Raw genomic sequence first — 21,556 nt, 5'->3', positions numbered from 1 at the left:
AATCTTTCTCAATCTACTTATAAGATTGAAATTCTTTATTTGAGAATTTACTGCTTCAATAATTTGCCTTTTACTCTTTTGTTGTTTATAATAATCTGCAAGCACAAGTCAAAACTATCGAGAACACATACCAAAAATAAAAAAATCATTTTGTTTATAGATTTTCATTAAGATACATAGTAAGCTCTTATTAACAAGAGAAAATAAAAACACAACATATGGAAAAGATAAAAATATGTGAAATCTTTGCTTGGTTTTTTAAAAAATCTGTGCTATACTAAAATCAAACCTATGTAAATTTCTTAAAGGAGGTTTTGTCATGGAAAGACCAGAATGTCCAGATGTTTATAAAAATAAATTTTTATCTTTATTGAGAGATAGTCTTATATTTCTTAAATATGGACAAATATGTAAATTATCCAACAAGGAAGAAAAATCTGTAGAGTTAGAGTTTATATATCTTTCTCCAAATACTGATAACCGCTATCAAAAACAAATAGGTTCTGTGGGCAGAATTTATGCAAGATTAGACATACGTTATGTTGAGCATATTCTACTTGATAAACTATACGACATAAATAATACATATCCTTTCTCTTCTTTAATAGATAAATCTATTACTTATCTTGCTTTTTATGCTAAGCAAGAGATAGAAAAAGAAATAATAAATACACTTCTCCAAAATTCTTATCCTTATCCCTCCCAAAAACAAAGTAATGATCTTTCAACAAAGAAATCACTAAGAGAGGAGATTATTTCAGGAATAGATGAATTAATAAAAAATAAAGTCCCCCCATTTCAGGATGGTTATTATGCTTGCTTTATTCATCCAAGAAAGCTTGAAGAATTAATTAGTTCTCAATATTCGTCTCTTTTACCCGTAGAAGAAGGAGGAAAGAAATTTTATGTAGATTGCTTTGGAATAAAATATATTCCTACTCAAACATCGTTATTTATTAAGCATGTCGGCGATGAAGAAGTTTACCAAACTATTATAGTTGGAGCAGACGCTTACGGAATCGTAGATTTAGATGAAAATAACGTGAACATTATTTGTAAAAATATTGACCAAAAAACCATTATTGGATATGAAATAAATTTTTCAGTCAAAATAGTAAACATTCAAGCTATAAAAAAAATTGAAAGCAGTTAAAAATTTAAAATAAGTGTATAAAAACTAAAACTCATATATAGTTTAGCTTTAGATATTGCTTACAGTTTTAAAGAGTATCTAAGAATTAGAAAGTAGCAAATATTCAGAGAGATCGCTTGCGACAACGTAGAGGGATAATAAATTGACATTTATTATTTTCAATAAGAACAAAGATTTATCTAAAAAAATTTTAAATAAAATTCTTGTATAATCACATAATATTCCAACCAAAAGTAAATAATTTTATAAAACTTTACTGATTATTTCTTGTCCTTGTCAACTTTTTCCAATAACCTTTCTATCCACTCCTTCTTGCTTCCCACATACTTTTGAGTAGGATGAAATATGATATTACTTTTATTCAAAATCTTACTTTTCCTAAACTCATCCAAACTTTTAAACTTTGATAGTCTCTTCCTTATCCTTAAAATCTCCTCTACGATCCACTTAAAACTATCTTTAAAATTAAAGCTTCTCGATGAAAATAAATAAGAACCTGAATTTTTAATAACGGGAAACACAACTAAAACATGTTTGCTTTTATAAACAAAATAAATAACTCTGCACTCTCTCCAAGAACCTAAATCTATAAAATTTTTTATTCCTTTATGCTTTTTTAAAGCATCTATCAAACCATCAACATCGTCATTTTCTACGCTTTTCATTTTAGATGCATAACCATCTTTGCTCTTTTCAAAACCAAAACCGCCTTCATTAATTTTTTCATTGCTGTATTCGGTTATCGGAATAAGGCTATTATTGGTTTGATTTTTTGACTTTCTCTCTGGCTCCAATTTTTCTAATTGACCTATATATCTAAAATCTTTATTTGCAAATTCTCTATCTTCTATACCTGATTTCAATGAGTGATTTATATCACTTCCTCTGATATTAATATCATCAACTTCTTTCACTTCAAAATACCTTTCTAAAGATGGATGACTTGTCTCACCTTTCCCAGAATACCTGTAAAAAATCTTTATACCAAAATCTATTAGATGTATCCTGTAAGCAATAAATATGTTATTAATATATTCGCCCTCAAAAATATATTCAGTTTCCATGTTAAAAGGAAATTTGTAATAAAATTCCATTTCTTTGTTTTCAATAGATTTATACTCTAATTCTATCTCTTCTATTTGTTCCTTTTTCATTTTAATTATGTTATGATAAATTAAAATCTCTCCTTGTCTCTTTCTTGCCTCTTCATAACAAGCATACAGATACAAAAGAACGATAGAAAGTTTAGAACTTTCAGGAACATGTTTTTTCAATAAAAGAGCTTTATTATTACAATCAACCCTATCAGTATCAATATAACTATCAAGTTGTTTAAACCCTATTGTAATATTACTGATAATATCATCGGGAAAATAAAATGGTATAAGTAGTAGAAAGTCAGGAATTATTATTATGCTATCCTTGTTTTGTGGGAAAATATAAAAATATGGCTTTTTAGCAACAAACTTTCCGCTGCTCCATTTAGTAATATCTCCGTATATAGACTTTGAAATTGCATCTTTCTCTTTTCCGCTTAATTCATCATACTTATATGCTCTAAATTTATAAAAATTATGCTTTATATTTACTTCCCGAAACTCCGTATATTTTACTTCATTTTTATATATTTCAGTTCCGATAGGCAGTAAACCTAAAGACTTTACAGGTACTTTATACGCTATTAGATAATTACCACTGCTTTTATCTCTTAATATGACCTTTATAGTAGCATCACTTGCATGGCTAAAATTTAAATCTGTATAACCGCAAACTATCAAAGTAGACTTTTTCTGTGTTTGAATGATTTTTTTGTTAGATTCATTGTTAAGAATATTAAAAGCTTCACTATTCATTTTAGATTACCTTTTGAATAGATAGGTACAGGAAAGAAAAATTGACTGACTGTTAAATAGCATGGATATCTGAATAAAAAATTACTATTTATGAATGTTTTGCAATAATTTTTGTATTTTTCGCAATATATTTTGAGTTTTCGCAATAATTTTTGAGTTTTACATCCCCCACCAATAAGTGCAATATCGCTAATCGTATGGTGCGGAGACCTGAATGGCCTACATCTTACAATGTTGTCTTTCAAAACTCCTGCTATGCTGTGTATTTTTGTTACTTCTATTGCTTCTTGGAATGTAAGTGGTGGCAGTATTGATAAAAATCTTCTTGCAAGCATGGTTTTACCCGAGCCCGGCGAGCCAATCATTAGCAGATTATGAAATCCTGCCGCTGCAATTTCAAGAGCCTTTTTGACTGTATACTGCCCTTTTACTTCTGCAAAATCTCCTATATGGTCTAAACTACATTCTAAAACTTCATCAACATCTATCTTTTTAGGCTGTTTTTCTAAATCTCCGTTTAAGAACATCACAATTTCTTTAAGATTAGCAAATCCATAAACATCAAGACCATTTACAATTGCTGCCTCTTCTTCATTTTCTAATGGAACTATAAACCTTTTAAAGCCAGCTTCTTTTAGTTTGATTGCGATCGGTAATACTCCTTTAACACCTCTTAAGTCTCCATTTAAAGCAAGCTCACCAATAAAAGCTGTATCTTTCAAATCGTTTTCATTAATTATTCCGGAAGATGCTAAAATGCCTATGGATATTGGCAGGTCATACAGCGTCCCTATTTTTAATACGTCTGCCGGTGCAAGGTTTACTGTAATTTTTTTAACCGGGAACTTATATCCTATATTTTCTATTGCAGACCTTACTCTTTCTCTACTTTCCTTTACTGCTGTATCCGGTAGTCCTACAACTGTAAACTGCGGCAGTCCTTGAGAAATATTTACTTCAACATCTACAACATAGCCATTTATTCCATACGTTCCACCGCTTTTGACAACAGAAAGCATTCTTTACAAATCCCCTTTTATTTCCATGATTGATTTAATTTTAGCATAACTAATTTAAATGAAGTGGGAAAGTTAGAGGTAAAAAAGTACGAAGATTCCTTGCTATCGTTCGTAATGGCAAAAAGTAGTATAAAAAAGCAGCAGAGCCTTCTCTACAGCTTCAGAAGAACGTTATTATTCTTTTCTTTATTATCCTTAGAGTTCATTTTTCAAAAACCTCTGAGTACTTTTAAAATTTCAAATATTGTAAAATATATTAAATCAATCTGAGGTGCCTTAGAGATGAAAATTTTGTATATTCATGGATTTAACTCTGCCGGTTATGGCGATAAAATAAACCATCTGAAAGAAGCCTTTGGTCCGGAGAACATCATAGCTCCAACATTACCATATCAACCCGACAAAGCAATGAAATTATTAGAATTTTTGACAGATTCTATAAAAGATAAAGATAAACTTTATATCTTTGGGACATCTCTTGGCGGGTTTTATGCTTTATACTTAGCAGATAAATTTAAAATAAAAGCCGTATTGATAAACCCATCGATAGACCCATACAAATCTTTACAAAAGCAAGTCGGACCTCAGAAAAACTTTAAAACCGGTGAAGAGTATTATTTTTCTCAAGAAAATTTAGAAAGTCTCAAAAACTTTTATGTAAAAGACCTGTCGAGTCTAAAAAATCTAGTCTATGTATATCTTGATGAAGAGGATGAACTTTTAGATAGTAAAGAAACAGCAAAATATTTTGATGGTTTTCATGTTGTGATGTATCCAGGCGGAAATCATAGATTTACTCACATGAAAGAGCTTATTGAAGATTTTAAAAAGATGGAGGCTTTATGAAGCAGAAAATAATCATTCTTGGAAGTGGTCCAAATAGAATTGGTCAAGGTGTAGAGTTTGATTATGCTTGCGTTCACTGTGTTTGGTCTTTAAGAGAAGAAGGATATGAGGCTATAATGGTAAACTGCAATCCGGAGACTGTATCAACAGATTATGACACTTCTGACAAGTTATTCTTTGAGCCTATTGTCCTTGAAGATGTTTTAAACATTATAGAAAAAGAAAAACCATTTGGTGTAGTTGTTCAGTTTGGGGGACAAACACCGTTAAAACTTGCAAAACCATTAGAAAAATTAAATATACCAATTCTTGGCACATCGCCAGAAAGTATAGACATTGCAGAAGACAGAGAAAGGTTTAGAGATTTAATCATAAAGCTTGGAATAAAACAGCCAGAAAGTGCAACAGCAAAATCAAAGGATGAAGCGGTAAAAGTAGCCCAAGAAATAGGTTTTCCAGTTCTTGTAAGACCTTCTTACGTCCTTGGCGGTAGAGCTATGAGATTGGTCTATGATATGGAAGAGCTTTTAAAATACATAGAAGAAGCCGTCATGGTTACAGAGGATAGACCAATTCTTATAGATAAATTCCTTGATGGAAGTATAGAAGTTGACGTTGATTGTGTTTGTGATGGAGAGGATGTTTTAGTTGGTGCAGTGATGGAGCATATAGAAGAAGCCGGCATCCACTCAGGAGACAGTGCTACCTGTATTCCACATTACACACTTCCTGATGAGGTAGTAATTAAGATAAAAGAGCAGTCAAGAATGCTTGCAAAAGCTTTAAATACTATAGGACTTATAAACATACAGTATGCAATAAAGGATAACGAAATTTACATTATTGAAGCAAACCCAAGAGCATCAAGAACAGTTCCATTTGTAAGTAAGGCTATCGGATATCCACTTGCCAAGATTGCATCAAAAGTTATGATTGGCAAAAAATTAAGAGAGATCGTCCCGGAAGTTTTCCGGATAAAAGACCCGCATCCGGCAACAGATTTCCACTCAAAAGACTTTAAATACTTTGCAGTTAAAGAGGTAGTTTTTCCTTGGAATAGATTTCCGGAAGTAGACCCATTACTTGGTCCAGAGATGAAAAGTACTGGAGAAGTAATGGGTATTGATGAAGACCTTGGTCTTGCATTTTGGAAAGCACAGGCTGCAGCAGGTCAGTTGCTGCCAGAAAAAGGAAATGTGTTTATATCAGTAGCAGACAAGGACAAACCTTACATTTTAGACATTGCAAAAGAGCTTAAAAATCTTGGATTTAATATTTACGCAACAACGGGAACTTATAAATACTTAACACAAAATGGTATAGAAGCTAATCTTGTAAACAAACTTTCAGAAGAAAGACCAAACATAGTTGATAGAATTAAAAACAAAGAAATAGCTTTAATCATAAACACACCCTCCGGTAAAAGAGAAAGGTCTGATGCATACTATATTAGAAGGGCAGCAGTTGCAACAAAAACACCATACTTTACAACTGTAAGAGGTGCCCAAGCTGCTGCCATGGCAATAAAATCATACAAAGAGAAAGGATTAACTGTAAAATCATTACAAGAAATCCATACAGGAGGTTAAAAATGATTGCATACGAAGAAGCTTTAAAAATAGTTTTGGAAAAAACTAAACCACTTGGAAATGAAAAAGTTTTTATACATCAAGCTTTAAACAGAATATTAGCAGAAGATATACATGCTGACAGAGACAATCCGCCTGCTGATAATAGCGGTATGGACGGCTTTGCTGTAAGACATGAAGACATCATCGGAGCATCTGAGGATAATCCAGCTGCTTTAAAAATCATCGGAGAAAGCAAAGCAGGAGATTTACCGCCAAAATTAGAAAAAGGTGCTGCCATTCCAATATACACAGGAGCATTGATTCCAGAAGGTGCAGACACAATAATCCAAAAAGAATTAACAAAAGTGGAAGGCAGCATTGTATACATTCTTAAAGAATTAAAAAAAGGTGCAAACATCAGAGAAAAAGGCGGTGACTATAAAGCCGGAGATTTACTAATTCCAAAAGGAAAAAGATTAAGACCTGCTGAAATTGGAGTTCTTTCTTCTGTAAATAAGGCAACCGTTTATGTAAAACAAATTCCAAGAGTCGGAATCATTACTACAGGAGACGAAATCTTAGATATAGGAGAAAACATCACAAAAGAATCTCAAATAAGAACATCAAACACATACTCACTTTATACACAAGTTTTAGAGACAGGAGCCATCCCAACAATCATAGGCTTTGCTAAGGACAATCCAGAGGATATAAAAGAAAAATTAAAATGGGCTAAAAACTGCGATGTATTACTTACAACGGGCGGAGTATCTGTTGGCGAGTATGACCTTGTTAAAGATTTTGTATCAAAAGAGTTAAATGTGAGCATTCATTTTTGGAAAGTTGCTTTAAAGCCGGGTAAGCCTGTTGCATTTGGCACATGGGGAGAAGATGGTGAAAAAATCTTCTTTGGCATTCCAGGAAATCCTGTTGCTTCCATGGTGGTTTATGAGATTTTAGTAAAACCGGCTATAAAAAAGATGATGGGATATCAAAATCCAGAAAATAAGATATTCACAGGAATCTTAACAGAAGATTTTAAAAGAAAAAGTGCAGATAGATTAGAGTTTATAAGAGCATACGTTGAATACAAGGAAGATAATTTTTATGTAAAACCATTTACTAAACAAGCTTCCAACATGCTTACAAGTATGTTAAATGCTAACGCATTGGTTTTGGTTGATATAGATATTCATCAAATAGAAGCAGGAGAAAAGGTAAGGTTTATCTTTTTTGACAGGGAGATATAAAAACCTTGATGAGGTTTTTACTAATTGAATAAGTGAACCTTGAGACTGCTTGCAAAAAATCAACCTTGTCATTCTGAGCGAAGCGAAGAATCTCCTTTTTCATCAATTTTTAAAAATGAGATCCTTCGGCCTTATGGTCTCAGGATGACGGAAAGGGTTGAATGATAAGCATTAGAGAAAGAGCAACCCTATTTGTCATTCTGCAGCTGGCGAAGAATCTTATACTTTCATTGAATTTATTACGAGGTAAATCTTTTATTGTGAGATTTAGAGGGAGGTAGTAAAATGAAGAGGATTTTCAAATTCTTGATAATAGGCATCTTCTTTGTAATTTCCTGCGCCCAAGTTCAAGATCCGTTAACAGGAAAGCCGACCCTAACACTTTTGCCAGAAAGCGAAGAAATAGCAATTGGTAAAAAGGTTGTTCCACAAGCTATAAATGAAAACGATGGGCTGTATCCAGATAGAGAAGTTCAAGAATATGTTAAAAGCATTGGTTATAAATTAGCATCAGTAGCACCCAGAAAAGTAGATTATCAGTTTTATGTAGTGAATTCAGGGGAAGTAAACGCCTTTGCACTTCCAGGTGGTCCTGTCTTTATTCATAGAGGATTATTACTCACTCTTGATAACGAATCAGAACTTGCCGGAGTAATAGCACACGAGCTTGGACACATCAACGCAAGACACCATGCAAAATTTTTAGAAAAAACTTACGGATTAAACATACTTCTAAATATATTAGCTGTAGCAACCTCCCAATCTCAGCATCAACAAATCGTTATGCAACTTGCACAGATATCGGCAGGTCTTTTGCAATTAAAGTATAGCAGAGACCAGGAAAGAGAAGCAGATGCTTTAGGTGTTAGGTTTACTTACGAAGCAGGCTACGACCCAAGAGGTTTAATCACAACTTTTGAAAAGTTTAAAAAAATGGAAAAAACCAATGCTCCTGCATGGCTCTTAACTCACCCATTACCGGAAGAAAGAATACAGAACGTTTCTCAGCTAATAGCTACAAAATATCCAGACAAATTACTCCTCAAAAAAGACAGTGAAAAATTTCAAGAGATTAAAAAGCGCCTTGTCTTAACTTCAGACAGCTATAAATACGTCGAAAATGCAAAAGACAATTTAAAAAATAAAAATTTAGCCGTTGCATTAACAAATTTAGATAAAGCTATAAAAGCATATCCAGAAAACAATGCTGCATATACATACAGAGCGTATGTTTACTATCAGCTTAAAGACTTTAAAAAAGCTTATGAAGATGCTTTAAGAGCATATAACATTGATAGAATGTACTTTATGCCGCAGCTTATAATGGGAGCTTCTTTAACAAAGCTTGGAAACTATAAAGAAAGCATAAGAGTTTTAGAAAATGCTAAAAATTTAATAGATTCTAATCCAGACCTTTACTACTTCCTTGGTGTAAGCTATCAAAGCATTGGAGACAGACAAAACGCATATAACAACCTTGTTATAGCTTTAAAACTTACCGATGGCAGAAGAGGATGGGAGCAAGACGCACAAAATAGATTAAGAACGTTGGTAAGGTAGGAATCTCGGCTGAAAAATTCAAATAAAGTATAAGATTGACCGTAGAATTACAAACGAATTTCCGCTTGACATGTAGAAAATTTTTTTGTATATTTTTATTAGCTTTTTAATTTTTTAACCGAACCTTGGCAATTGAATAGGTTAACCAGCACAAGCTTATTTTACGTAAAACGTGAGATGTGAAATGTAAAACGTTAGAGATTGGTTTATCAGTATCTTAGTTATTTTTGTTTGATTGCTTGATTACTTAGTGAGATGATTTAGTAGTCAGTGAAGCTAAGGTATTGATAATATGATTTTATTTTTTGATGTTTAATTTGAGATTGTGTAGTGATAGCTTGAGAGAGATTTTTTAAAAAGTAGTTGTAAGTATTTGTTGAATTGAATTTTTTGATTTTGAATTTTTTAGTGCTTAAGTTATTGTTGATTTTAAATTTTTTATTTTAAAATTTTTTAAGATCGGAAAGTTAAGGAGTGATATTTTCCGCCCCTTTCTGAGTTTTGGGTTTTCAGCGGTTGGCTTGTGATGGGAAGTTAAAGGATAAAATATAATAATATATTTTCTGTATATCGAAGTTTGCGGAAAAAAACTTCAACTTGCGGATTTTTAAAAAATTTGATATAATGTTTTACACATTGGTAATTGAATAGGATTTTTGCGAATTTATTTTTGAGTTAAAAGTTAACGGGTTTGTAGCCTACCTATGAGGAATTGAATCATCGTAGAAACACCTATCACAAACCAACCAACTCCTGTTTGTAGCCTACCTATGAGGAATTGAATCAATCTTTACCTTCGACCTCTTCTCGCCCGATGGGGGTTTGTAGCCTACCTATGAGGAATTGAATAGCTTTAATACACATTCTTCATTGACCACCATGAAGTTTGTAGCCTACCTATGAGGAATTGAATTCTTGTCCCACCATTCGTTATATTCTCTTGCTGCTTCGTTTGTAGCCTACCTATGAGGAATTGAATTATTGATTTTATCATCTCTAACTTAATAAATAAAACTGTTTGTAGCCTACCTATGAGGAATTGAATACAGAGAACATAAACAAATTTCTATCACCTTTCTTAAGTTTGTAGCCTACCTATGAGGAATTGAATATCTTTATGAATGTAAGCCATGACTAAACACCTCCTAGTTTGTAGCCTACCTATGAGGAATTGAATACTAATATATTCCCATACAAGCTTTCAAGATTAGCGGGTTTGTAGCCTACCTATGAGGAATTGAATAATAAAAATTTTTTAATCCCACACGGTTCAGATTTAAGTTTGTAGCCTACCTATGAGGAATTGAAGCCGCTTTTGGACGTTTTTTTGTGGGAAGCAGTAATAAGTTTGTAGCCTACCTATGAGGAATTGAAGCCTTGCATTTATTACTTGTTGAACTGTCATTCCAACAGTTTGTAGCCTACCTATGAGGAATTGAAGCATATACACACCTTTTCTATACTCAACACCAAACATTAAGTTTGTAGCCTACCTATGAGGAATTGAAGCTTTGAATTTGTTGCAATGACTGCGTTAGGTTTCCAGGTTTGTAGCCTACCTATGAGGAATTGAAGCTGAGTATATTCAAACTCTGATAGCTTTAAATTACTTGTTTGTAGCCTACCTATGAGGAATTGAAGCTGAGTATATTCAAACTCTGATAGCTTTAAATTACTTGTTTGTAGCCTACCTATGAGGAATTGAAGCGCAGGTAGTTTTTTATTTTAAATAAATCTCACAATGAGTTTGTAGCCTACCTATGAGGAATTGAAGCAAAGCAGACCAGAAGGTTTTAGCAGACATTCAGGCTGTTTGTAGCCTACCTATGAGGAATTGAAGCCTGAAGAAGATGAAAAGTCTTTCAGATGTGGTTATCTTAGTTTGTAGCCTACCTATGAGGAATTGAAGCTTCAAAAAAGCTCCAACTTTTTTACGGAAATTCCCGTTTGTAGCCTACCTATGAGGAATTGAAGCCGTAAACAAGCCCGTCTTTAATAGAGATTTTATCTTTGTTTGTAGCCTACCTATGAGGAATTGAACCGTCATAACTTGTGCTGTACTTGCATGCCCGACAGCTGTTTGTAGCCTACCTATTAGGAATTGAAACGCCTTCGCTTCTAAGAAGTCTTTTATGTCCCAGAGTGGTTTGTAGCCTACCTATGAGGAATGAAGCTTTTTGAAAAAGTTTTGATATTGTCATAAAGATATTTCATAAATGATGATGGTTTAAATAACGTTACATCTTTTCATGTCAATCAAAAATGCTATAATAAATACTCTTAAACTTAAATACTCAATTTCAGGTGATTAAAATTGATTACAGACTCAGAAAAACAAAAACTTATTGACTATACAGTAAAGCTTGTTAACATTCCGTCTGTTATAGGTAATGAAAAAGAAATAGCAGACTTTGTAGAAAATTTTTTGAAAAATTACAATTTAAACATCATCAGACACAACAATTCTATAATAGCTTACGATAAATTAGAACCATCAAAAAAGACGATCGGATTTATCGGTCATCTTGACACAGTACCTGGAACAAATGATTTTACCGGTCAAATAATAGAAGATAGAATATACGGACTTGGTGCAAGTGATATGAAAGGTGGTCTTGCTGTTATGATGGCTTTGATAGACCACTTTTCTGATAAAGAAAAATCATACAACGCCATCTATGTATTCTATGAAAAAGAAGAAGGTCCTTATGTAGATAATGGATTAGAGCCGTTATTATCACAATATAATATTATTCAAAAATCAGATTTAGCTTTTGCCTTAGAGCCAACTAATAACGTCGTGCAGGTTGGATGTCTTGGAACGATGCATGCATCGGTAATTTTTGAAGGAAAAAGAGCACATTCAGCAAGACCATGGCAGGGAGAGAATGCAATCCATAAATCTGTAAACTTTCTAAAAAGACTTTCTGAGTTTGGAATAAAAGAATATGATTTTCACGGAATTAAATACTACGAAGTTATGAACGCTACAATGGTTAGCTTTTCCGGCGGAAGGAATATAATTCCGGATAAATTTGAGATAAACGTAAATTATAGATTTGCACCGGGCAAGTCAATAGAGCAGGCAAAAGAAGAGCTTTTAAATCTTGTAAACAACGAAGCAAAGGTCGAGTTTACAGACGTTGCACCATCCGGCAATGTTTGTCTTAATAATCCAACCTTAAAAGATTTTGTATCTAAGTACAATCTACCAATAGAAGCAAAGCAGGCTTGGACAGATGTTGCAAGATTATCCTTATACGGAATTGATGCTGTAAACTTTGGACCCGGAGACCCGGCTCAAGCACATCAAAAAAATGAATACATTCTTATAAAAAACTTATTTGATAGTTATGAAATTTTCAAAGATTTTCTAAGTCGTTAAGCTGTTTGATGCCGTCATAAGTATAGGTCAGCAGAGATAAAACCATAACAATAAAAGTTATGATTAAAGCTGATTCATAAAATAAATGGTTATAAAGATTTGGAAAAACATTTGAAATTAGAGTATAAATTACTGTAAATATCTGTAAGAAAGTTGTCATTTTTCCAAAAAAAGAGGGCTTGACTTTTAAGCTTCCTTTGATTAGATAAATCAAGAAGCTTCCTGCAAGGATATAAATATCTCTTGATATTGCAAATAAGATAAACCAAAAAGGAAACTTTATAGATAAATCCGAGTTAAAAATGAATACAAAAGCTGAAACGAGCAGGGTTTTATCTGCTATTGGGTCAAGAATTTTGCCAAGCTGTGATTCTTGATTATACTTTCTTGCAAGATAGCCATCTATCGCATCAGTTAAACCGGCAATAGTAAAAGTTATTAAAGCAAAAAGAGGCATGTTATACCAAAGAAATGTTATAAAAACAGGAACAAGGATTATTCTTAAGAGTGTAAGAAGGTTAGGCAGATTCATTTTTTACTTTTTCTATAATCTTTGTTGTAGAGGTGTCATAAACAAAGTCTATTGTATAAACCTTGCCACCGTAAGACATGACAAAATCTGCACCAACAATATTTTCTATCTTCCAATCTCCACCTTTCACAAGTACATCCGGCTTAATTTCTTTTATCAGCCTTTCCGGTGTGTCTTCTTCAAAAACAATGACCAAATCTACCGGTTTTAAAGCTTGCAAGACTTTTTTTCTTTGCTCTACCGGATTTACCGGTCTGGTTGGTCCTTTTAATCTTTTTACAGACTCATCACTGTTTAGTCCAACGACAAGAAAATCTCCAAGAGATTTTGCTTTCTCTAAATAATCTACATGTCCGGCATGGATAATGTCAAAACATCCATTTGTAAATACAATTTTCTTTCCTTTCTCTCTTTCTTTTTGGATAATATCTAAATAGTCCATATTATCTCCTTGGCACTATTATAATGTAATTCAGCAAAAAAATAGGAAAAGATATTAAAAAATATATGCTATTGTTAAAAATTATGGAGATAAAAAATCCTGCGATTAAGGGAATATATCCAAGAATCAGCTGATTTTTGAAAGATATCTTTTTTCTGCTAAAAAACAGATAAGCCGGTAAAACAGAAAAAATGGATAAAATATAAACCGGATGGCCGGTATCAAATGGATTTAAAGGTATCTTTAGAATTATCAATAAAGCAAAAAAGATAAAACTGCTAAATAAAAATGCGAAGTAAAGCTTTCTTTTTTCTAAAAGCTGGTTCAACCTTAACTTCCAACTCTCTTAATAAAGCCTTTTATGCCATGTTCTCTTTGATAATCTCTTGCTTCTTTTTCAGTTTTAAACTTTCCAACCAACACTTTATGAAGTCCATTTTCTTCTATGATGTAAGCATTAGGATATTTTGCTTTTTCTATTTCAGCCTTTTCTCTTGTTGAAAATGCTCCTACTTGAATAGAAAATCCACCGGATGATATTAATGAAGTTATCTCTTTGCTATCAACTTTCTTACTTTCTTTTGACTCTTCATGTTTTACAGACTTAGATTCTTCTTTATTTTTTTCTACTTTTGCAGCTGTTGCAGGTTGCTTAGACTTTTCTTCTTTTGGTTGTTCTTTAGAAATAGCTTTTTCTTGCTGTTTAGGTTTTTCGGTTTGTTTTTGTGCTGTTTGTTGTTTTTCTTCTGATTTTGTTTTTTCAGGTTGTTTTTCAGATTGTTTAGGTTTTTCTTCTTTTGGCTGTTCTTTAGCTAATTGTTCTTTGGATGGTTCTTTTTCTTGAGCTAGCTTTTCAATTTCTTCAGGTTTTACGTTTGACTGTCCTGCCGGCTGTTCTTCTTGCTTAGGTTGTGGTGGTTGAGATTCAGCGGTTGGTTGCTGTGGTGGCTGGGTAGGTTGTGGTTGTGCTTGAATTTGTTGTGGTGGCGTTGCCGGTTTTTCTAAGTTTGTTGCTACTTTTATATCCGGCTCTGAAATTGTTTTTTCTGACTTAGAGTAATAATTTAATCCAAGAGCTATAAATACCAGAGTTATCAATAATCCTGAAAGGAATATAATCAATCTTTCCATCATTTCTTTTTTTCTTTTTTTCTTTATCTGCTGAACAGCTGCTTTTAAGTCTCTGTCTTCCATCACATCCTCTCAACAGGTGTTATACCCATTATTTTAAATAAAGTTCTTAGAACATTTCTAACGGCTTTTAATAAATAAAGTCTTGCTTTCATTAACTTTTCGTCATTTTCTATCAAAAACTTATGATAGTAATAATATTTGTGTAATCTTGACGCAAGCTCATAAGTGATGTTGGTTATTTTGTGTGGCTGGTTTTTTATGGTTGCATCATAAATTTCGTCCGGAATGGTTGAGATATACTTCATCAAACTTCTTTCTAAATCTTCTTTTAATAAAGACAAATCAGCCTCAAAATCTTCTTCTGGGTTAAAGTTAAATCGTTGCTGAGCTTCTCTAAAAACGCTGCTTATTCTTGCATGGGCGTATTGGACATAAAACACCGGGTTTTCATTGCTTTTTTTAAGTGCAATGTCTATGTCAAAGTTTAGATGTGTGTTTGGGTCTTTTGATGCGAAGAAATAGATAACTGCATCCTTTCCTACTTCTTCTACAAGTTCTCTAAGTGTTATAAAGTCTCCGGACCTTTTTGACATTTTCACTTCTTCACCGTTTTTAAAAAGCTTAACAAGCTGAATAAACAGTACATTTATCCAATCTTCTTTTACACCAAAAGCCATGATTGCAGCTTTTAATCTTGGGAAGTATCCGTGATGGTCTGCTCCCCACACGTTTATTATAAAATCGTAGTTTCTCAAATACTTATCGTAATGATATGCTATATCTGCGGCAAAATATGTATAGCTTCCGTCAGATTTTCTTATTACTCTGTCTTTTTCATCTCCATATAGAGACGTTTTTAGCCATAAAGCTCCATCTTTTTCATAGATTAACCCTTTACTTTCTAAAAATTTTAAAGCTTGCTCTACCTTTCCGTGCTGGTATAAATGTCTTTCACTATACCAGATATCAAACTCAACGCCGATAAGCTTTAAATCTTTTTTTATCTCATCAAGTAAAAAGTTCTTGGCATACTCAGCACAAAATTCTATCGCCTCTTCTTCATCTAAGAAAGATAGTATTTTTTCTCTTTCATAATGATAAATCTCTTTTGCTATATCTTTTATATACTCTCCATGATAGCCATCTTCCGGAAATGGATAACTTGGTTCTTCTATTTGTCTAAATCTTGCATAGACAGACATTCCAAGCTTTTTAATCTGATTTCCTGCATCGTTTATATAAAACTCTCTTTCAACTTTATATCCGATGTAATCATAAAGATTTGAGAGTATGTTTCCTACTACTGCACCCCTACCATGTCCTAAATGAAGTGGTCCAGTTGGGTTTGCGCTAACATATTCAATGTTTATCTTTCCTTTGTTTTTTTCTTTTGCTTTTCCAAACTCATCTTTTTCTTCAATTGCTTTGTTTAAGATTTGATGGTAAAAAGCATCAGAAATAAAAAGATTTATAAATCCACCCCCTGCTACTTCCACCTTTTCAAAGTAAGGGTCTTTTTCAAAGAGTTCTTTTAACTGGTTTGCAACTTCAAAAGGTTTTTTGTTTAGGTTTTTGCTAAGTATGAATGCTGCATTTGTTGATAAGTCGCCGAATTTTTCTTCTTTTGGAGACTCTATTTTTATTTTATCTTCAACGCCTTCAAATAAAAGATTGTTTTGTTTAAGAATGTTTAAAATTTTATCTCTAATCTCCTGCTTCACTATTTCTCCTTCCTTTTATACAAATTATGTAGCTGATAAAGTTTAAATAGATAAAAATAACGGCTAAATTAATTATATCAAATTTCATGGCTACAAAAGGTGTAAAGACAAGAATTCCAATAGTGTAAATCTTTATAGGGCAATTTTTGGGCAGGCTTTGAATTTTTATTAAAAATGGAATGAAGATTAATAGTCCAAGTAAGCCAATATAGGTTAGGTCTAACTCTTGCTCATCAAGGAAATTTCTAAAAAATGGATATAAAAAGCTTATTATCCAAGCTGCGATGATTATAAGTAGTATGAGAAGTTTTGGCATTCTCTTATTCCCTAACCAACTCCCTTATCAACTTGCTTCGTAAACTCTCTAAAAACTCTACATTCTCTATCTCTAGCTGTGATGCTTCCTTTATGCTTTTTTCCATCAAACCTTTTAAAAAATCAAACTCTTTATTATTTAAATCCAATCTCTTTAAATCAAGCTCGCCGTTTAGGTAGGTTATCTTTAAAAGAAACAAAATTTCAAGAAGTTTTGGAAGTTTAGAAATGGTTAAAAAATACAAACTCTTTTTTAAAAGAATAAAGATTCTCTCATCTTGATGTGGTGCAAGCTTGTATGTAAAGTTAATGATGTTGAACCCTGCTTCAAATTTTTCTATATCTTGGCTTATGTAGTAGCCTATTTGCTTGTAAGAGTCTATCTCAGATATGATGAGCTTGTCTTTTATTTTGATCAGCACAGCTTTAAACCAACAAAATGGAGAAAGTATTGAGTAAGGCATATTTTTTAGATACTGACCGTTTTGAATGTATATGCTTTCTTTTCCGGATTTTTTTGTGTATACGGTAATAGTTAAATCTTTTTCGCCTACGAATTTTCTATTTAAAACAATAGCTTCATCTTTATATATAGTTTCCATTATCCCTTATTCCAACTGTCTTTTTTATTCGTCATTCTACAGCTGGCGAAGAATTTCCCTGTTAACGTCATTCTGAGCGAAGCGAAGAATCTAATCTTTCTTCTCAAATCAAAAAATCAAAATAAGATCCTTCGGCCTCAGGATGACAAAAAAACGTCTCACGTTTTTACTCCTTACTCCAACTGTCAGAAACAACCATTTCAAAAGCAACCGGAACATCTTTTAAGATTAGCTTTCCTGCTTTTTCCATAGATGAAGATAAAACCTCTTTTGCTTTTTCTATATCATTTGCAGCAACTTCTACCAAGATTTCATCATGAACAAGGTTAACAACCTTCGCATCTAAATCATTTCTTTCTTTAAAGAAAAACACAACAGCCATTTTTAATAAATCGCTGCCTGAGCCTTGAATTGGATAGTTAACTGCGTCTGTAAATTTGTATGCTATTAGCTTTCTACCAAGCAACGTTTCAAGCGTGGTAAACCTGTGCTTATCAAGATGTTCTTTAACTCTGTCATGCCAATCCTTAAAAGATTTGTAAAATTTAAAATAATTTTCATGAAATTTTTTAGCTTCCTGAAGATTTATACTGACGCCATAATTAGCCTTTGCATACTCTATAAGCGACTTTGGAGACATTCCATAGATTAAACCAAAGTTTATAGCCTTTGCAAGCTGTCTTTCTTCCTTTGTGATTTCATCATAACTTTTTCCGGTAATGATTGAAGCTGTTAGCTTGTGCAGGTCTTTACCTTCATTAAAGGCGGTAATCATGTTTTCATCTTTTGTATACTGGGCAGCAATTCTTAGCTCAATCTGAGAGTAGTCAGCCACTATAAACTTATATCCTTCCTTAGGTTTAAACAGATATTTAAGATTTTTTGGTATGTTTTGAAGGTTTGGACGAAGTGATGACATCCTTCCTGTTGCTGCTCCAATCTGCTTAAACTCTCCGTAAACTCTTTTGTTTCTTGTAAATTGCAATATCTCTTTGATTTTATCGATTATTTTTTTGTCTGCTCTTAGTTTTAAAAGCAGTCTGACTTCTTCTATATCTTCATAGTCTTTTAAAAATACATCTTGGGATGAAAACGAACCTTTTTCTGTTTTTGGTAATTTGATTTTAAGTTTGTTTGTTAGATAGTTTACCACCTGCAGCGGAGAAAATGGGTCTGCTCCTGTTTTTATTTTAAATTTCATGTAGTCAGCTTGAAATTCTAATTCTTTTTGTTTTAAAAGTTTTTTTGCCTCTTCTTCATCTATCGGAATGCCTGAAAGTTCAATCTCTACAAGCGCTGGAAGGAAAGCCATTTCAAGCGCTGCTACCGGATTAATCACGCCAAAAACTTTAAAAGTTTCTCCTGATGCCTTTTTATGCAAATTATCTTGATTTAATTGATTTTTCTCTTCTTTAAAAAGATGTCTTAATGCGTCTATATCTTTTGCTGCGTATTCTATCTGCTCAGGTGAAAGGTCTTTTGCCCACCAAGGTGATTTTTGATATGTTTTATCTACATCTAAGCTGACAAATCTTTTTGCAGATGCTGATAGAGAATGCCTTTGACTATTATCTCCTTTTGCCAATATCTGAGATGCTATCATAGTATCAAAAACGATTTTTGGAAGTATGTTTAGATTTGTTTTTAAAAATTTTAAGTCAAACTTTAAATTATGTCCTATAATTCCTTTATTTTCTATCAGGTTTTGAATATGATTTTTAACCACTTCCGGATTTATCTTTAGTAAGTCAATGACAAAAGTATTCTCTTCATCACCAATTTGAATAAGCCTGATTTTATCATTGAAAAAATCTATGTTTTCAAAATCTTTTATCATTACTTCTGTATCTAAATACAGATAAGGTTTATCTTGTAATACTTTTAGACTTTCAAGCTGATTTTCTTGTGTGATGTAGTTTATATCCATCATTCTAAATCTTGAAGCTCTATTGCTATAACTGTTTTTTCTAAAAGACCGTCTATCACTTCTTTCTCTTTATCTTCAAAAACCGGCTTAATTGCATCAGTTAGTAAAAATACTTGATATCCAAGATTTACACCGCCGACAGCTGTGTTTTTTACACAAAAATCTGTTGCCACGCCACAAACAAAAATTCTTTTTATTCCTCTTTCTTTTAATAAGCTATCTAAAACTGTATTTTGAAAACCTGAGTAAGCATCAAAATCTTGTAAAAAACCTTTTGAAATGATAAATTTGTTGTCTGATGAAATTTTCAGGTCTGGATGAAATTTTGCACCTTCTGTATTTTGAACGCAATGAGGAGGCCATATTCCGCCAAATCCCTTAAAAGATATATGATTTTCCGGATGCCAATCTCTTGTAAAGAAAACAGGAAGCCCTTTATTTTCAAATTTTTCTATGTATTTGTTTATCGTTGGGACGATTTTGTCAGCATCTTTTACAGGCAAAACTCCATATGGCATAAAATCATTTTGCATATCAACTACAACTAAAGCATCTTTATCTGTAAGCTTTACTCTCATTTTTCTTCTTCCTCTTCTTGTTTTTCTTTACATTTTATACATAAAGAAGCAATAGGTCTTACTTTCAATCTTTCGTATGGAATCTCGGCACCGCATGATTCACATATTCCATAAACGCCGTACTCTATTTTTTGTAAGGTTTGTTCTATTCTTTTTAAAAGCTTTCTTTCTCTGTCAAGATTTCGAAGTGTTAAGATTCTTGAAGTCTCCGCCTCTGCCCTTTCCATCTCATCAGCACCTTCAAATGAAAGAGCTTCTCCTGTGTTTTTCTTTGTATCTTCTATCAGCTGATTTCTCCATTCAAGTAAGATGTTTTTAAGCTCCTCTATTTGCTCAGGTGTTAGGTGTTGCATTTTTTAACCTCAAATAAAATATCAAATACTTAATTTTATCATACTGTATAAGTTAAAAGAAAAAGCTTTTAAATCAAGTGAAAGAGAAGAGTGTTCCAAAATTTTTATAAGTTTACCTTGTCCGTCATACTGAGGACGTAAGTCCAAAAGTCTCTTTTTTGATTTTTTGATTTGAAAAGAAAAATATGAGATTCTTCGCTTCGCTCAGAATGTTCTATGTTAAATGTCAAGTGCAAAAATTTTCATCAAATGGTCTTCTGTTTTTTAATACACCATATGCCTGTCTTAATAACTTATGTGCTACAGCCACTAATGCTAACTTTTTAGCTTTACCTTTACTTACTAACCTTTCGTATAATTCTCTGCAGTATTTGTTAAACCTTATTGCTGATAATGCTGCCATGTATAGTATCTTTCTTGCATATGGATTTCCCATTTTCTTTATCGAACCACTTTTCTTTACACATGCTGCACTTTCGTATGGACTTGGATTTAAACCAGCAAAGCTGGCTGCTTCTTTTACACTCTTAAATCTTTTAAATCCGTCAAATACTGATATTATCATTCCTATAGTCCTATCACTTACACCAGGTATGCTTTTTAAAAGCTTGTATTCCTCTTGAAAATTCTTTTTAGACAATTCTTTTATTTCTTTCTCAAGTTCTTTTATGCTTTTTTCTATTTTTTCAATTATCTCATCATAATATTCCAAGTTCTCTTTCAATTTTTTCATTGGTATTGGTACATGACTTAAAGATTCTCTTTGATTTCTTAGCTTTGTAAGCTGATGCTGTAGGTCTTCTAATATCTTTAGTTTTACTTCAATCTCTTTTTCTACATCTGGTTTTGGTTTATAAAGCTCTCCATCGAAAAACGTTCTTCCGTACTCTGCAATAAAGTATGAATCAGTCTTATCTGTTTTAACTCTTGTCATTTTAGCTTCCATAAATTTCCTTATTGAAAATGGATTAATCACTGCTACTTTATAGCCATTTTCATACAGATAATTAGCAAGCTTTAAATGATAAACTCCTGTATGCTCCATTATGATAAGCATATCTGACTGCTTAAACTTTTTAAGATAAGGCTTTATTTTCTTTTCAAACTCAACCGGGTCTGATTTAACTTCAAAGGTTTCTTTCTTGTTATCATACAAAACTGTAGCAGTGAATGAGTTTTTAGATACATCAACTCCAACGACGATTTTGTAGCTATTCATAAAAGCACCTCCTTTCATAAAATACTTGACATGAGAGAAACTTCCTGATAACCTATCATCGTAATCAATACAGGCTTAAAAGCCTAATGTTCTGAT

At 32.6% G+C, this 21,556-nt stretch carries 18 protein-coding genes and 1 CRISPR repeat array; of the genes, 6 read left to right on the top strand and 12 right to left on the bottom strand.

Features of this window, described 5'->3' with window-relative positions; translation table 11 throughout:
- Window positions 1-319: 319 nt before the first annotated feature.
- The gene (locus SULYE_RS00210; protein WP_007545405.1) at window positions 320-1,153 is read left to right on the top strand and encodes a hypothetical protein; all 834 of its coding nucleotides are present in this window, start codon (window positions 320-322) and stop codon (window positions 1,151-1,153) included.
- 260 nt (window positions 1,154-1,413) lie between these two features.
- Here the strand turns inward: SULYE_RS00210 and SULYE_RS00205 are convergent, their stop codons facing one another.
- Together SULYE_RS00205 and SULYE_RS00200 are read right to left on the bottom strand one after the other, a co-directional pair.
- Window positions 1,414-3,006 (bottom strand): hypothetical protein, encoded by a 1,593-nt coding sequence (locus SULYE_RS00205; RefSeq protein ID WP_007545404.1) that lies wholly within the window; start codon window positions 3,004-3,006, stop codon window positions 1,414-1,416.
- Window positions 3,003-4,025, bottom strand: coding sequence for a YifB family Mg chelatase-like AAA ATPase (locus SULYE_RS00200; RefSeq protein ID WP_007545402.1), 1,023 nt, complete (start codon window positions 4,023-4,025; stop codon window positions 3,003-3,005). Before SULYE_RS00200 ends, SULYE_RS00205 begins: the two co-directional genes overlap by 4 nt.
- 282 nt (window positions 4,026-4,307) lie before the next feature.
- On the opposite strand from SULYE_RS00200, the gene SULYE_RS00195 reads away from it, so the two are divergent.
- The 5 genes from SULYE_RS00195 (at window position 4,308) to dapE (ending at window position 12,637) form a co-directional block, all read left to right on the top strand.
- On the top strand, window positions 4,308-4,871 hold the full coding sequence (locus SULYE_RS00195; protein ID WP_007545401.1) for a YqiA/YcfP family alpha/beta fold hydrolase: 564 nt from the start codon (window positions 4,308-4,310) through the stop codon (window positions 4,869-4,871).
- Complete coding sequence (gene carB, locus SULYE_RS00190) at window positions 4,868-6,460, top strand: carbamoyl-phosphate synthase large subunit (protein WP_007545399.1); 1,593 nt, start codon at window positions 4,868-4,870, stop codon at window positions 6,458-6,460. The genes SULYE_RS00195 and carB overlap by 4 nt, the downstream gene beginning before the upstream one ends.
- A gap of 2 nt (window positions 6,461-6,462) precedes the next feature.
- Window positions 6,463-7,692, top strand: a complete 1,230-nt coding sequence (locus tag SULYE_RS00185; RefSeq protein ID WP_007545398.1) for a molybdopterin molybdotransferase MoeA — start codon at window positions 6,463-6,465, stop codon at window positions 7,690-7,692.
- 285 nt (window positions 7,693-7,977) lie between these two features.
- Window positions 7,978-9,252: a beta-barrel assembly-enhancing protease gene (locus tag SULYE_RS00180; RefSeq protein WP_007545397.1), complete on the top strand. Its 1,275-nt coding sequence runs from the start codon at window positions 7,978-7,980 to the stop codon at window positions 9,250-9,252.
- A gap of 689 nt (window positions 9,253-9,941) precedes the next feature.
- Window positions 9,942-11,427: direct repeats of the CRISPR family, unit length 30 nt; unit sequence GTTTGTAGCCTACCTATGAGGAATTGAAGC.
- Between the two features lie 139 nt (window positions 11,428-11,566).
- Entirely contained in the window at window positions 11,567-12,637 is a 1,071-nt protein-coding gene (dapE, locus tag SULYE_RS00175; protein WP_007545395.1) for a succinyl-diaminopimelate desuccinylase, read from the top strand.
- Here dapE and SULYE_RS00170 read toward each other — a convergent pair.
- The 10 genes from SULYE_RS00170 to SULYE_RS00120 form a co-directional block, all read right to left on the bottom strand.
- The gene (locus SULYE_RS00170; protein WP_007545394.1) at window positions 12,615-13,169 is read right to left on the bottom strand and encodes a CDP-alcohol phosphatidyltransferase family protein; all 555 of its coding nucleotides are present in this window, start codon (window positions 13,167-13,169) and stop codon (window positions 12,615-12,617) included. The genes dapE and SULYE_RS00170 overlap by 23 nt on opposite strands.
- On the bottom strand, window positions 13,156-13,611 hold the full coding sequence (gene rfaE2, locus SULYE_RS00165; RefSeq protein WP_007545392.1) for a D-glycero-beta-D-manno-heptose 1-phosphate adenylyltransferase: 456 nt from the start codon (window positions 13,609-13,611) through the stop codon (window positions 13,156-13,158). The genes SULYE_RS00170 and rfaE2 overlap by 14 nt, the downstream gene beginning before the upstream one ends.
- A 330-nt stretch (window positions 13,612-13,941) precedes the next feature.
- Window positions 13,942-14,805 carry an SPOR domain-containing protein gene (locus SULYE_RS00155; RefSeq protein WP_007545387.1) on the bottom strand — a complete coding sequence of 288 codons (864 nt, stop codon included), beginning with the start codon at window positions 14,803-14,805 and terminating at the stop codon, window positions 13,942-13,944.
- Window positions 14,805-16,466: an arginine--tRNA ligase gene (gene argS, locus SULYE_RS00150; protein ID WP_007545386.1), complete on the bottom strand. Its 1,662-nt coding sequence runs from the start codon at window positions 16,464-16,466 to the stop codon at window positions 14,805-14,807. The genes SULYE_RS00155 and argS overlap by 1 nt, the downstream gene beginning before the upstream one ends.
- Window positions 16,450-16,782 carry a hypothetical protein gene (locus SULYE_RS00145; protein WP_007545385.1) on the bottom strand — a complete coding sequence of 111 codons (333 nt, stop codon included), beginning with the start codon at window positions 16,780-16,782 and terminating at the stop codon, window positions 16,450-16,452. Before SULYE_RS00145 ends, argS begins: the two co-directional genes overlap by 17 nt.
- A 4-nt stretch (window positions 16,783-16,786) precedes the next feature.
- Window positions 16,787-17,383, bottom strand: coding sequence for a DNA repair protein RecO (gene recO / locus SULYE_RS00140; RefSeq protein WP_007545384.1), 597 nt, complete (start codon window positions 17,381-17,383; stop codon window positions 16,787-16,789).
- A gap of 166 nt (window positions 17,384-17,549) precedes the next feature.
- On the bottom strand, window positions 17,550-19,313 hold the full coding sequence (locus tag SULYE_RS00135; protein WP_083790673.1) for a bifunctional 3'-5' exonuclease/DNA polymerase: 1,764 nt from the start codon (window positions 19,311-19,313) through the stop codon (window positions 17,550-17,552).
- Entirely contained in the window at window positions 19,310-19,888 is a 579-nt protein-coding gene (locus SULYE_RS00130) for a nicotinamidase (RefSeq protein ID WP_007545382.1), read from the bottom strand. Before SULYE_RS00130 ends, SULYE_RS00135 begins: the two co-directional genes overlap by 4 nt.
- Window positions 19,885-20,241 (bottom strand): TraR/DksA C4-type zinc finger protein, encoded by a 357-nt coding sequence (locus SULYE_RS00125; RefSeq protein ID WP_007545381.1) that lies wholly within the window; start codon window positions 20,239-20,241, stop codon window positions 19,885-19,887. Before SULYE_RS00125 ends, SULYE_RS00130 begins: the two co-directional genes overlap by 4 nt.
- A 226-nt stretch (window positions 20,242-20,467) precedes the next feature.
- Window positions 20,468-21,460, bottom strand: a complete 993-nt coding sequence (locus SULYE_RS00120) for an IS110 family RNA-guided transposase (RefSeq protein WP_007545380.1) — start codon at window positions 21,458-21,460, stop codon at window positions 20,468-20,470.
- Between the last annotated feature and the right edge of the window lie 96 nt (window positions 21,461-21,556).

Source organism: Sulfurihydrogenibium yellowstonense SS-5, from assembly GCF_000173615.1.
In the GTDB taxonomy this organism is placed as follows: domain Bacteria; phylum Aquificota; class Aquificia; order Aquificales; family Hydrogenothermaceae; genus Sulfurihydrogenibium; species Sulfurihydrogenibium yellowstonense.
The sequence above is the reverse complement of the archived record's forward strand: the minus strand, read 5'-3'. Positions and strand labels throughout refer to the sequence as shown.

Excerpts from the sequence above, each read along its gene's own strand:
- SULYE_RS00205 (WP_007545404.1), bottom strand. The coding sequence starts at position 3,006 with ATGAATAGTGAAGCTTTTAATATTCTTAACAATGAATCTAACAAAAAA.
- SULYE_RS00120 (WP_007545380.1), bottom strand. The coding sequence starts at position 21,460 with ATGAATAGCTACAAAATCGTCGTTGGAGTTGATGTATCTAAAAACTCA.
- SULYE_RS00130 (WP_007545382.1), bottom strand. The coding sequence starts at position 19,888 with ATGAGAGTAAAGCTTACAGATAAAGATGCTTTAGTTGTAGTTGATATG.
- SULYE_RS00185 (WP_007545398.1), top strand. The coding sequence starts at position 6,463 with ATGATTGCATACGAAGAAGCTTTAAAAATAGTTTTGGAAAAAACTAAA.
- SULYE_RS00170 (WP_007545394.1), bottom strand. The coding sequence starts at position 13,169 with ATGAATCTGCCTAACCTTCTTACACTCTTAAGAATAATCCTTGTTCCT.
- SULYE_RS00155 (WP_007545387.1), bottom strand. The coding sequence starts at position 14,805 with ATGGAAGACAGAGACTTAAAAGCAGCTGTTCAGCAGATAAAGAAAAAA.
- SULYE_RS00200 (WP_007545402.1), bottom strand. The coding sequence starts at position 4,025 with ATGCTTTCTGTTGTCAAAAGCGGTGGAACGTATGGAATAAATGGCTAT.
- SULYE_RS00210 (WP_007545405.1), top strand. The coding sequence starts at position 320 with ATGGAAAGACCAGAATGTCCAGATGTTTATAAAAATAAATTTTTATCT.
- SULYE_RS00145 (WP_007545385.1), bottom strand. The coding sequence starts at position 16,782 with ATGCCAAAACTTCTCATACTACTTATAATCATCGCAGCTTGGATAATA.
- rfaE2 (WP_007545392.1), bottom strand. The coding sequence starts at position 13,611 with ATGGACTATTTAGATATTATCCAAAAAGAAAGAGAGAAAGGAAAGAAA.
- SULYE_RS00195 (WP_007545401.1), top strand. The coding sequence starts at position 4,308 with ATGAAAATTTTGTATATTCATGGATTTAACTCTGCCGGTTATGGCGAT.
- recO (WP_007545384.1), bottom strand. The coding sequence starts at position 17,383 with ATGGAAACTATATATAAAGATGAAGCTATTGTTTTAAATAGAAAATTC.
- SULYE_RS00180 (WP_007545397.1), top strand. The coding sequence starts at position 7,978 with ATGAAGAGGATTTTCAAATTCTTGATAATAGGCATCTTCTTTGTAATT.
- SULYE_RS00135 (WP_083790673.1), bottom strand. The coding sequence starts at position 19,313 with ATGATGGATATAAACTACATCACACAAGAAAATCAGCTTGAAAGTCTA.
- SULYE_RS00125 (WP_007545381.1), bottom strand. The coding sequence starts at position 20,241 with ATGCAACACCTAACACCTGAGCAAATAGAGGAGCTTAAAAACATCTTA.
- carB (WP_007545399.1), top strand. The coding sequence starts at position 4,868 with ATGAAGCAGAAAATAATCATTCTTGGAAGTGGTCCAAATAGAATTGGT.